At 58.8% G+C, this 10,877-nt stretch carries 11 protein-coding genes; 6 read left to right on the plus strand and 5 right to left on the minus strand.

The genetic code is table 11. The features are described 5' to 3' along the window. Positions 1–3: 3 nt before the first annotated feature. The gene (locus HUJ17_RS02690) at positions 4–312 is read right to left on the minus strand and encodes an antibiotic biosynthesis monooxygenase (RefSeq protein ID WP_290509230.1); all 309 of its coding nucleotides are present in this window, start codon (positions 310–312) and stop codon (positions 4–6) included. Continuing rightward, positions 309–1,061 carry a M90 family metallopeptidase gene (locus HUJ17_RS02695; protein ID WP_290509231.1) on the minus strand — a complete coding sequence of 251 codons (753 nt, stop codon included), beginning with the start codon at positions 1,059–1,061 and terminating at the stop codon, positions 309–311. Before HUJ17_RS02695 ends, HUJ17_RS02690 begins: the two co-directional genes overlap by 4 nt. Positions 1,062–1,385: 324 nt before the next feature. Here HUJ17_RS02695 and HUJ17_RS02700 point away from each other — a divergent pair, with 324 nt between their 5' ends. The 3 genes from HUJ17_RS02700 (at position 1,386) to HUJ17_RS02710 (ending at position 4,423) form a co-directional block, all read left to right on the plus strand. Further along, on the plus strand, positions 1,386–2,345 hold the full coding sequence (locus HUJ17_RS02700; protein ID WP_290509232.1) for a DMT family transporter: 960 nt from the start codon (positions 1,386–1,388) through the stop codon (positions 2,343–2,345). Positions 2,346–2,375: 30 nt separating this feature from the next. Then, positions 2,376–3,002, plus strand: a complete 627-nt coding sequence (locus tag HUJ17_RS02705; protein ID WP_290509233.1) for a hypothetical protein — start codon at positions 2,376–2,378, stop codon at positions 3,000–3,002. A 251-nt stretch (positions 3,003–3,253) separates the two neighbouring features. Then, positions 3,254–4,423, plus strand: coding sequence for a tetratricopeptide repeat protein (locus HUJ17_RS02710; RefSeq protein WP_290509234.1), 1,170 nt, complete (start codon positions 3,254–3,256; stop codon positions 4,421–4,423). A 4-nt stretch (positions 4,424–4,427) separates the two neighbouring features. On the opposite strand, the gene HUJ17_RS02715 is transcribed toward HUJ17_RS02710, so the two are convergent. Beyond that, positions 4,428–4,694 carry an acyl-CoA-binding protein gene (locus HUJ17_RS02715; protein WP_035244705.1) on the minus strand — a complete coding sequence of 89 codons (267 nt, stop codon included), beginning with the start codon at positions 4,692–4,694 and terminating at the stop codon, positions 4,428–4,430. A 123-nt stretch (positions 4,695–4,817) separates the two neighbouring features. Here HUJ17_RS02715 and HUJ17_RS02720 point away from each other — a divergent pair, with 123 nt between their 5' ends. Continuing rightward, complete coding sequence (locus HUJ17_RS02720) at positions 4,818–6,044, plus strand: GAF domain-containing protein (RefSeq protein ID WP_290509235.1); 1,227 nt, start codon at positions 4,818–4,820, stop codon at positions 6,042–6,044. Here the strand turns inward: HUJ17_RS02720 and HUJ17_RS02725 are convergent. Together HUJ17_RS02725 and HUJ17_RS02730 are read right to left on the minus strand one after the other, a co-directional pair. Next, a complete protein-coding gene (locus HUJ17_RS02725) occupies positions 6,035–6,676 on the minus strand; it encodes a 1-acyl-sn-glycerol-3-phosphate acyltransferase (RefSeq protein WP_290509236.1) in 642 nt (213 codons plus the stop codon). The two genes, HUJ17_RS02720 and HUJ17_RS02725, sit on opposite strands and share 10 nt — an antisense overlap. Further along, on the minus strand, positions 6,673–7,458 hold the full coding sequence (locus HUJ17_RS02730) for a thioesterase family protein (protein ID WP_290509237.1): 786 nt from the start codon (positions 7,456–7,458) through the stop codon (positions 6,673–6,675). The genes HUJ17_RS02725 and HUJ17_RS02730 overlap by 4 nt, the downstream gene beginning before the upstream one ends. 207 nt (positions 7,459–7,665) lie before the next feature. Between HUJ17_RS02730 and HUJ17_RS02735 the strand changes: the two genes are divergently transcribed. Both HUJ17_RS02735 and HUJ17_RS02740 read left to right on the plus strand, forming a co-directional pair. Next, positions 7,666–9,702, plus strand: a complete 2,037-nt coding sequence (locus HUJ17_RS02735) for an LTA synthase family protein (RefSeq protein ID WP_290509238.1) — start codon at positions 7,666–7,668, stop codon at positions 9,700–9,702. A 65-nt stretch (positions 9,703–9,767) separates the two neighbouring features. Then, positions 9,768–10,877 carry an NAD(P)/FAD-dependent oxidoreductase gene (locus HUJ17_RS02740; protein WP_290509239.1) on the plus strand — a complete coding sequence of 370 codons (1,110 nt, stop codon included), beginning with the start codon at positions 9,768–9,770 and terminating at the stop codon, positions 10,875–10,877.

The raw sequence follows: 10,877 nt of genomic DNA on the forward strand, positions 1-10,877 counted from the left end.
AGTCTATTGTGGCAGCACCTGCCATTCCGGTTCGTCGAATTCTCCAATCACCGTGACCTCGCAGACCTTGGCGTGTTTCGCCAGAATCGCCTTTACCTTTTCACTGCGACTATCGTCCTTCGCATCCCGATGAGCCTTGCTATCCCAGTGGGCAATGGCCAGCACCTTGTCCGGTTCGCCGATCTTGCGATGCAGGTAGGTGCCCCGGGCGCCCGGCGTCTGCTGAATGATTTCGCTGGCTTCCACCCAGCCCTGAGCATATTCCTCTACGGTAAAACCCGGTTTCACCCGCACTTCGAAGATAAATTTCATGGCTGTTCTCCCTGTCGGTAAAACTGCGCCAACAGCCGGTACAGATCCGGCCACTCCCGGCGCAGCGAATCCGGCGCCTCAAAAAAGGCTTCGCTGCAAACCGCAAAGAACTCACCCGGCCCGGTCAATGCATAGGGATCAATAGACAGGGGCCGATGCTGCTCATAATCATCGAACAGCTGATCCCAGGCCGCCGTGAAGGTCTCGTGCCACTGGCGCGGATTCATACCCGGATGCAGCGGCGGTGCGCCATTGGCACCGTTGCGGCGCATATCGAGTTTGTGGCTCATCTCGTGGATTACAACATTGCTGCCCTGCCCGGCTTCAAGCACCGATTCCCATGACAGTATGACCGGACCCTGATGCCACGCTTCACCCGCCAGCACCGGACTGCTGGCATGGACCACACCATCCTCTGTCTGCCAGGGCCGATTGGGAATGAAATCGCCCTCATAGAGAATGACCGTATACCAACCGTCATACCAGTCCAGCCCCAGTTCCAGAATTGGCACACAGGCCATAGTGGCGATACGCAGACACATGGCGTCGGTAATGGCGAAATTGTTCCCTGGCGCCACACTCTTGCGCGCCAGAAAGCGAAAGCTCAGATCCCGCAGGCGAGCCCGTTCATCATCCTGATAGCGCTGCAACACCGGCCAGTCGCCCACCGCCGCATCCCACTCTGCTTCGGTATATCCCATCTTCTTGACCCGGCGCTTGTCACGCCAGTTTCGCCAGGCTGCAAACATTGTTACCTCAACTCATAAAGCCACACTCTGTTGGAGCGCCACGGCATATCACCATCGTTTTCGTACTTGGCAATCTTCAAGTCGCGAGTAACGAGTCGGAAGAAGCGAAAAGATCAGAGCCCACATTGTTTATGGCCTTTCGCTACTTTCTACTCGCTCCTGCCCTGAAGTAATCCACCAGCATCAACGTCTGCACCATGAATCGACCCAGGCTCAGGATAATCCGTGTCCACTTTGACCTGATAGATGTCGCCTGAACAGTCGTTACCCGGCACAGGCCCTGTGCTACCATCGCCAGCTCTTTTACCAAGCGAATCCTGTTCAGTGCCTGTTAGCCAAGCTCACAAAGCCGATCTGCTGCTCCTGGTGGTCACCCTGCTGGCCGCCATTAGCTGGATGTTCTCGCGGGAGGCGGTGTTGGCGATGCCACCGCTGCTGTTCATGTCCCTGCGCTTCCTGCTGGCCGCAAGCCTTCTGGCCATGGTCGCCCACCGCCAGCTACGTCGGCTCAGCGCCCAGCAACTACTCCGTTGCGTCCGGGTAGGCGCCGTGTTCGGCATTGCCATGAGCTGCTGGGTCATGGGGCTGGCCATGGCCGAGCATGTGGGCGAAGGGGCCTTCCTCACCAGCCTGGGCGTGGTCCTGGTACCCGTGATTGCCCGACTGATCTTTGCCGAACCAGTCCCCGGCAGTACCTGGCTGGCTTTGCCGGTGGCTGCTGCGGGCCTGGCTCTGTTGTCACTGGAGCAAGGACTGCATCTGGAGGCGGGACAGCTGTTCTTTGTAGCGGCTGCCACCATCTTCGCGCTCTATTTCAACCTCAACACCCGGGCCGCCAATACTATTTCAACCACCGACCGCAACGGCAACGCCATTGAGCACCCGCGTATCCCTGCCCTGGCCCTGACCACGATAGTGCTGGCAGTGGTCGGTGTATTGACGGGCAGCCTGTCCGCCATTTTCGAGCCCTGGGGCGAGGCAGCAGCAAACGCCACCGTCGAGCTGGCAATCTGGGTCATCCTCAGCGCCACCGTGGGTACCGCCCTGCGCTTTCTTGTGCAAACCTATGCGCAAAGCCTGTCTCTGCAAAGTCATGGTGTTGTCATTATGGTTCTGGAACCCATGTGGACCGCCCTGATGGCCGCTGCCTGGTTCCGTGAGCAAATGACACTAATGCAACTGGCTGGTTGCGCGTTGATTTTCCTGTCGCTGCTGGTCAATCGCTGGCGGGCAGTAAGAAGCCTGCTCAAACAGGCGTTGTCACGTTTTTCCACTCACCCTTAATTTCATCACTCCCAACGAAAAGGATGTCTTATGGGACCTGATCTTCTCTCCCTGATCCCCGCCATCGCCCCCGGCACCCTGGTAGCCATTACCGCCTTTGTGCTGGCCGGCATATTCATGCAGCGCGCCCGCACGGCGGCCATGCTCGTGATGATCGCCGGCCTGCTTACCCTGCTGCAAAACGGCTGGATCATCTTCAACCAGCTCGTGTTGCTGGAGTGGATGTTTGATGACGTAATCAGCTCAGATACCTACTCAATCATCGCAACCGCCGCCTACAACCTGTTCTACCTGGCCATCAGCGGCCTGCTGCTGTTTGCTGCCTTTGCCGGCCGCAAAGCTGGCAACACTCCCGCATCCGCCGCCGCTCAGGTCGAGCCCCGTGCCGAAGGTAATCTCCCGGCCCATCGAGGCGGGCTGGTGCTGACCTTCGGTCTGCTGGGTATCCTGCTGTTTGCGCCGCTGGGCATCGTCGCCTGGATACTGGGCAGCAAGGATCTCAACGCCATGGGCAGCGGCAACATGGATTCGTCAGGTGAAGGCATGACTACCGCCGGCAAGGTGCTGGGCATCATTGCCACTGTCCTGATGGTCATTGGTTTGCTGGTGGCCACCGCGGTGCTCGCTGTGATTGCCGCCAACTTCCGGGCTTTCTGATCCTTACCGGTGGAGGCTTGCCCGCAAGCCTCCACCAACAATTTACTGCTTCCCGCAATACTGTGGCCGGCTTACTTCAGATGCATAAATTTGTGTACCGCCTTGTGACCCAGTTCCTTCTCTCCGCCCGTAGTTGGCGCACCATTTGCGTCTGGTAGGCACCGTTTATAATTTGTACTGCCATCGCAATAACCGTTACCGGTTTTGCCGGACTGTTCAGCCCTGATAACCAATAACAAAACGATGGGACAATGAGAGCAATCACCCTGGCCGTTTCTTTCCTTTTCGGCACGCTGCTGCCCACCACCCTGCAAGCCGCTCCTGTGGATGTAGACTGTCGGGCTAGTACCTCGCGTACTGTGGTGCTCTCTACCCGTGACCAGCAAGTACTGGAGGCTCTGGGAGCCCATGCCAGCAACAGCCACACCCCTGCCCTGATCCGCTACAACGACCTGGCTGGCAGCATCAACAAGCCGATTCTCGGCAACTATTCCCGCCTGCGTCTGGCAGCCATGGCACTACGTGATGGCGATACCGATTTCGCCCGCCAGCAATTGAGCCAGGTGGAACAAAACAGTCCCGCCGCCGTGGATGCCGCCCTGCTACTGGCAGAGAGCTATCGCCGGGACGGAGACCGGGAACGGGCCAGAACCTGGTTTGTGCGCATTGCTGCGCGTTTTCCCGGCAACCCCAGGGCCGTCTCCGGGCTAGTGCTGGCCGGCGATGACTGGCGCAAACAAGGAGCCATCGAACAGGCTCTGCCGGTCTACAACCTGGCCCTGAACAAGATGGCCGAAAACATGAAAGCATTACAAACCCTGGCGGATGACCCGGACCGCCTCTACCGCTCGTTGACCAACAGCGTTGCCGGCAACAGCACCACAGTGATGGATCAACTGGTGCTGGCCATGGTTCGTGACCGGGACAGCCAGGTGCTGGATGCCACCCGCAAACTGATCAACGCCAGCAATGTGCGCAAGTGTCTTAACGAGCAGGAAAAAAGCCTGCATAACGCCATCCAGCATGCCACCGCCCGGGATCTCTCCAATGCTGCTTTTCGCACAGCAGCACAACGGGAAAAAACCGCCACCGAACAGGAAATTGCTGACCTGCAGCGAGTTCTGGCCAATGCCCCGGATGCGGAAGACCTCCAGGTCCGCCTTACTGAGGCGCGGGATCGGCTGCAACGTATCAACGAACGACTGGAAAGGCTGGGCAGTACGGCTCTGCCACCGGCATTGGAAGAACGAAAGAGGCAGATGCTAGAGGACAAACAGCGGGTGGAGACTGAGATTGAGGATGCCCGGCAGCAGGTGCGCCAGGCCTTGAAAGCCCAGTTACCCGAGCTGCAACGGTTCTATCGCAACCTGGCCGGGGAAGCGCAGCTGGGCAAAGCCCAGCTGCTGCAGGCCAGGGGCTGAACCCTCAGCCCTTATGGCTTTTCAGCAGGCTGTCCACCTTGTCGATGTACTTCTGCTTGGCGTCATCCGCAGACATGCCCTTGAGCTTTGCCCAGGCGTCGTATTTGGCCCGGCCCACCATATCCAGCATCCCCGGACGTTTGCCGCTCACATCACCGGCGCTGCCCTGCTTGAAATGGGCATAAAGAAACAGCAGATCATCGTTTCCGGGCTTGCGATCCAGAGTCTTTACATCTTTCTGGGCTTGTTCAAAACGGGCAGTATCGGTCATGATGCTTCCTGTTGGTTGTGATCATTATTGAATATCGCGACAGGGTTTATTCGCAATCAGGCTGTCAAAATACTGCGCTGTCACAGCCTGCGAATCAACATGGAATAACAATCAGGTAACGCCATGCCAGCAGCATCGGAAGCAGCGATCAGCAAAAACCAGGAAGGCGTCCTGCGCAATGCGCTCGACAGCCTGCTGGTCACCTTTGATGGCGAGCTGGAAGCCCGCTATCGGGAACATGCCCACCGGCGCGCCCGGGACCTGATCAGCCACTCGGTCTATCTGCTCGGGTTGCTGTACCTGCTGGTGGTACTGCCGGTAATCCTGCTGGTAGATAGCACCGAGATGGTCGCCTGGCGCAATTACGGGGTCTACCCCATCGCCGTGGCACTGGTGGCCCTGTGGTGTAGCACTCGCCTGTCCTGGCTCAAGCCCCATACCATCGGCGTCATGTATCTTGCTCTGGGCCTTGCGCTCACCGGCACCCTGCTCGGCGCCGTTCGTTTCGACGGGCTTTTCCCTGGGCAGATATCCGCTTTTGAAACCATCTATATCCTGATTATCGGATTTTCCATCCTGCGGCTACCACCGCAACAGACCCTGATTAGTTGCCTTTGCGCCCTGGCCGCGACCCTGCTGGTTGCGCTGTTTCGGCAACTGCCCCTGCCGCTGCTATCCATGCTGTTGTACTTTGCCATTCCGCTGATTATCTGCGCGCTCAATGGCTACATTCTGGATGTCAGTGCCCGCCGCAATTTTGCCAACAATCTGCTCCTGGAAAGTGAATCCTCGCAGCTGGCTCGCTGGCGGGAGCAGGCAGAAAAGGACACCCTTCGCCAACAGCAGCTCAACCTGTTTCTGGAACGGATTGCCGGCAACCTGACGCCAGAGCAGCTTCTCGACCGGGTGCTTGGCTATTTGATTGAGCAGATCGATGCCAAAGCCGGGGCCGCCTACATCTTGGCAGACCAGGAACTGGTCCGGCAGGCAGGCTGGGGGCTCAATGCCAGCGCAGCAGAACGGCGCCGACTGCCCCAGGATGAAACCCTGCTTGGTGCTGCACTGAACCAGAAGTTGCTGATACAGCAGCATTCCGTGCCGGAAGGCTACCTGGATCTGGAGGTGGGAGAAGGAAAACGCAAACCTGCCACCCTGCTACTATGGCCGATCCATCAGGGGGAATTTGCGTTGGGGATCGTGGAAGTGGCCGGTTCTCAACCGTTTTCCGCTGCCGATGAGGCCCTGCTTAACGAGCTGCACCGGCCGCTGGCCTTTGCATTGCAATCGGCCCAGCGCCGTCAGCAGTTTCTCAACCGCATGGACATTGAGGAAAGCGCTGCTCAAGCCTGATTTCTTTGCCCACTCTTGCGTAACGGACCTGACAGCCGATCCGGGCGGCGCGGCACGATATCCGCCAGCGCCTGTACAATCCTGGCCATGTCCTGCTCCATATCACCGGTGGGCATAAAACTGCCGACGATACGAACCTGACGCCGCTGGTAACAAAAACCGATCACCACGATGGGAATCTGCATCTGTTCGGCAATCCGGTAGAAGCCGGTTTTCCAGCGCTCCGCCCCTTCTCGTGTACCTTCTGGAGCCAGCCCCAGCCAGAAAGGCTTTTCACGCATCACTGTCGTGGTCTGGTCCACCACATCGTCCGCGCTGTCACGATTCACCGGTATTCCGCCCAACCAAACCATCAGACGCCCCAGCCGACCCTCGAAAAGCGTGTGTTTAGCCATGAACTTCACATGGACTCGCAGGCACTGAATCGCACTGATACCCACCACGCCATCCATATTGGAGGTGTGCGGCGCTACCGCCAGAACCGCGCGCTCCACATTGGGCAGTGTGCCAACAATCCGCCATCCCATGGCAGAAAGAATAACCCGGCCCAGGCCGGCCAGCAGCCAGTGCCCGCGCCGTGGCACCCTGTCACCCAGGGTTTTCGCCTTGATCGGCGGTAATTCTGTTTTCATGCAAATACCGTAAATGTCTGACGGCTCAACGCCACCGCCTTGCCTTCCCCATCCCAGATCGTCGCCTGGCTCTGTCCGTAGCCGTCGCTGCTGTGATCCGTCTTTACCCGATACTGCCACAGGGTATCCGCAGGGCGCGAGCGCGGATCATCGAGCAGCTCCATGGTCCAGGTCAACGAACTGGCCGGGGCCGGCTTCTTCAACATGGGTAATACGGACGGCGGCCAGGTATCCACCAGTGCGATCAGCGCTGCCGTGCTCATGGCCTGCGGCGGTGTTCGAAAGCCCATATAACCACTGAAATCCGGCACCTCACTGCCACTGAACGGAGGCATACCATCCGCATAGCGCATCTGGAAGTGCTGCAGAAAATCGGGGGTCAGACCGGCAATGAAAGGTATCTCGATACAACGATCAGGCGCCGGCATGGCCGGTGCTGCGGGCGGCGCCACCAGCACCCGGGATTCGCGTGCAGCGCCCAGACTGACCAGCATGGCAGCAACGACCTGACCGTCCTGGCGGGCCGACACCATGGCCTGCATCACTGATTTGCCTTCCCGGAACACCTCGCTGTGCAGGCTGACCGGGCCCGGCGCCATGGGAGCAACGAACGACAGGGAAAAACTGCGCAAGGTCCTGCCTGCAGCCACGGTTTTTTCCAGATGATCAAACAACACGGCGCCGACCAGCCCTCCGAACAGGGCCCGGCCCTGGCCCCAGCCTTCTGGCATTACACCATTCCCCCGGCCATCCACCGTGGCCAGGATCTCGTCAAAATTCATTTCCGTCTCCCTTCAGCGAATGCCTTTAATACCACTGCGGCCGGGCGGGTTAAAGCCATTAACCCGTCGTTGCCCAAGCCTGCCACGACATCCTGCTGAGATTTGTTCAAATAACCGCCAAAAGCGGTGATTTGACCATGCGCCACTCGCCCCTTCCCGGTAGCATAGGCGCCAGTTTTTCAGATTCGCCAGTACGGAGTAATCGGCATGACCTGGTTGAAATCACGACGCCTGCATTACCTGCTGGCCATGACGGCATTGTTTTTCAGCCTGATGGTCATTCTGCGGGCCGTTTTCTATTTCGGCTTTTCCGAAGTCCCGTCCACACCGGATGTGGATTCAGAGGCCGTGCTCAGCGCACTGGGGATCGGGCTGCGCTTCGACCTGCGCCTTGCCCTGCTGATGATGTTGCCGCTTGCCGCGCTGGCCTATCTGCCCCGCTTTAACCTGCTCACCAGCGGAGTAATGCGGGTCCTTGCGCATGCCTACCTGATCGTTGCACTGACCCTGCTCGGCCTCACCTATATTCTCGACTTTGGGCATTATGCCTATCTGGGTGAACGCCTGAACGTTACCGCCCTGCGCTTCCTGCAGGACACCCGGGATTCCACCCTGATGGTATGGGAAAGCTACCCGGTGATCTGGATTACCCTTGGCCTGATTGCCGGCGTGGCGGGCAGTTACTGGCTGGCCCGGGTTGCCGAACGCAAGCTGCTGCAGCGCACCGCCGCCGGCATCTCCGGCCTCCAGGCCACTGTCGGTTTTCTGGTCTGCTTTGCCCTGTTCTTCTTTGCCATTCTTGGCCGGGTCAGCAATATCAATATCCTTAACCCCATTCCGCTACGCTGGAGTGAAGCCTTTGTGTCTGGCGACCGGGCTATCGGCGCCCTGGGTCTGAACCCGGTCCTCTACTTTCGCGATACCCTGCTGATTCCCGTGTCCCCCTTCGACAAGGAAAAGGTCGCCGAGTATTACCCGCTCATGGCCGAGCACCTCAGCATTCCCGATGATCAGAGGCAGGATCTGAATTTCGTCAGAATGGTGGATGTGCAAAACCACAAGCTCACCTATGAGCGCCCACCGAATGTGGTCTTTGTAATGCTGGAATCACTGGGGGCAAGCCGCGTCAGCAGCTACGGCCTGCCGGTGGAAAGCACCCCCAATCTGGACCAGCTAAGCCGTGATGGCTGGCGATTTGAAAACTTCTATGTACCTGTTACTGGCACCGCCAAGACCATCTGGGCCACCTTCACTGGCATCCCCGATGTGGCCCCCACAGAAAGCGCCAGCCGCAATCCCCTGACCAGCCACCAACGCACGGTGCTGAATGAATTCCCCGGCTACCGGAACTTCTATTTCATCGGCGGCAATGCCGGCTGGGCCAACCTGGACGGTCTGGTGCAGCAAAGCATCGATGGCCTGGAACTCCACGAGGAAGGTGACTGGAAAGCACCGGATGTGGATGTATGGGGAATTTCCGACCTGGAACTGTTCCGCGAGTCCAACCAGATTCTCGCCGATCTGCCGGATGATCAGCCGTTCTTTGCCTTCATCCAGACCGCCGGAAACCATCGTCCTTTCACCATCCCCGACAACAATGGTGACTTTCAGCCGCGTACCGACCTCTCCGATGAAGAGCTGGCCAAGTTCGGGTTCCGCAGCGCGGCCCAGTTCAACGCGGTACGGCTGCTGGATTACAACGTGGGCGAGTACATGAAATGGGCCCGGGAAAGTGATTACTTCGACAACACCATCTTCGTGTTCTTTGGCGATCACAGTAACCGCATCACCACCCTGCCCCACATGCCGGCCATGGACCAGCTGGGGCTGGAAAGTAACCATGTTCCGCACATCATTTATGCCCCCCGTTATCTGAAACCCAGGGTCATAGAGGAATCCGTCGGCCTGGTAGACGTGTTGCCCACCGTTGCCGGGATGCTGGGGCTCAACTATCGCAACACCACGCTGGGCCGGGATTTCCAGATCCCCGCCCCGGAAGGTGATCGCGCCAATTTCGTGGTGCTGCGAGAGGGACCGAACCCCATCTACGGCATGGTGACGAAAGATTTTCTGGTGCGAATGAATGCGGATGGCAGCAACGCCACCCTGCATGACCTTCACAGCGATACCCCGAAGCAAGACGTGGCCGCAGAGCATCCGGAGGTCTTCGACCGGCTTTTCAATCTGGCTCGCGGGCAATACGAAACCGCGCGCTACATGTTCTATGACAACGTGGACGAGTAACGCTCGCCAGTCTTGTCCGATACAGACAACGCCCTCACACTGAGGGCGTTGTCATTTCAGGGCTGATGATTGTGCAACCACGGGAAAGCATCGATACCGCCATTATCGGCGCCGGCGTTATCGGCCTGGCCATCGCCCGTGCACTTGCGCCCTCAAGATCCGTGGTGCTGCTCGAGCAGGAAAGCCGCTTTGGCGAGCATCTCTCCTCCCGCAACAGCGAAGTTATCCACGCCGGCCTCTATTACCCACCAGATTCCCTGAAAGCCAGCCTGTGTCTGCGCGGTAACGCTCTGCTTTACCGGTACTGCCAGGAACAGAATATTCCCTACCGGCAGTGCAGCAAACTGGTCGTCGCCAATGAACAACAACAGGACGCACTGGAGCGACTGCATCACAACGCGCTGGACAGCGGCGCCACCGGATTACACCGCTGCAGCCAGCAGTGGCTGCATCAACAGGAGCCCTGGCTCCACACCAACGAAGCCCTGCTCAGCGAACACAGCGGTATCCTCGACAGCCATGCGCTGATGGCGCGACTTGCCGAGCAGGCACAGGCGCAGCATGCCCTGCTCTGCTATCGCCACCGGGTGCGCCGGATAGACTGTGAACCTGGATTTTTTCTACTCCATGTGGACAGCGACGACGGCCCTTTCGAATTACAGTGCCGACAACTGATCAATGCCGCTGGGCTGCATGCCGTGCCGCTGCTGAAGCGCTGTGTCGGCTTCCCCGAAGAACGCATCCCCGAACAACGACTGGCCCGGGGCAACTACTTTTCCCTGAGTGGGCGCAGTCCCACCCGCAGGCTGATCTACCCGCTACCAGAGGCAGACGGACTGGGCATTCACCTCACCGTGGACCTGGCCGGCAAGGCCCGCTTCGGCCCGGATGTGGAGTGGATCGAACACAAGGATTACCAGATCAATTCGGCCCGGCTGCCGCACTTCAAAGACGCCATCCGTCACTACTGGCCAGAGCTGAACTCAGACAGGCTTTCCCCCGCCTACGCCGGCATCCGCCCCAAGCTGTTTATTGCAGGAGAACCCTATCGGGATTTTCTGATACAGGGAGAGAAGGAGCACGGCATCACAGGGATGATCAACCTGCTGGGGATTGAATCCCCGGGGCTGACCGCAGCACTGGCCATTGCAGAAGATATCGCCAAGCATGGTTAA

The organism is Alcanivorax sp. (genome assembly GCF_014762765.1).
Classification (GTDB): domain Bacteria; phylum Pseudomonadota; class Gammaproteobacteria; order Pseudomonadales; family Alcanivoracaceae; genus Alcanivorax.

What these genes read in the sequence shown, in the direction of transcription:
- HUJ17_RS02740 (WP_290509239.1), top strand. Translation starts at nt 9,768, where the DNA reads ATGATTGTGCAACCACGGGAAAGCATCGATACCGCCATTATCGGCGCC.
- HUJ17_RS02725 (WP_290509236.1), bottom strand. Translation starts at nt 6,676, where the DNA reads ATGAAAACAGAATTACCGCCGATCAAGGCGAAAACCCTGGGTGACAGG.
- HUJ17_RS02690 (WP_290509230.1), bottom strand. Translation starts at nt 312, where the DNA reads ATGAAATTTATCTTCGAAGTGCGGGTGAAACCGGGTTTTACCGTAGAG.
- HUJ17_RS02710 (WP_290509234.1), top strand. Translation starts at nt 3,254, where the DNA reads ATGAGAGCAATCACCCTGGCCGTTTCTTTCCTTTTCGGCACGCTGCTG.
- HUJ17_RS02715 (WP_035244705.1), bottom strand. Translation starts at nt 4,694, where the DNA reads ATGACCGATACTGCCCGTTTTGAACAAGCCCAGAAAGATGTAAAGACT.
- HUJ17_RS02695 (WP_290509231.1), bottom strand. Translation starts at nt 1,061, where the DNA reads ATGTTTGCAGCCTGGCGAAACTGGCGTGACAAGCGCCGGGTCAAGAAG.
- HUJ17_RS02730 (WP_290509237.1), bottom strand. Translation starts at nt 7,458, where the DNA reads ATGAATTTTGACGAGATCCTGGCCACGGTGGATGGCCGGGGGAATGGT.
- HUJ17_RS02735 (WP_290509238.1), top strand. Translation starts at nt 7,666, where the DNA reads ATGACCTGGTTGAAATCACGACGCCTGCATTACCTGCTGGCCATGACG.
- HUJ17_RS02705 (WP_290509233.1), top strand. Translation starts at nt 2,376, where the DNA reads ATGGGACCTGATCTTCTCTCCCTGATCCCCGCCATCGCCCCCGGCACC.
- HUJ17_RS02720 (WP_290509235.1), top strand. Translation starts at nt 4,818, where the DNA reads ATGCCAGCAGCATCGGAAGCAGCGATCAGCAAAAACCAGGAAGGCGTC.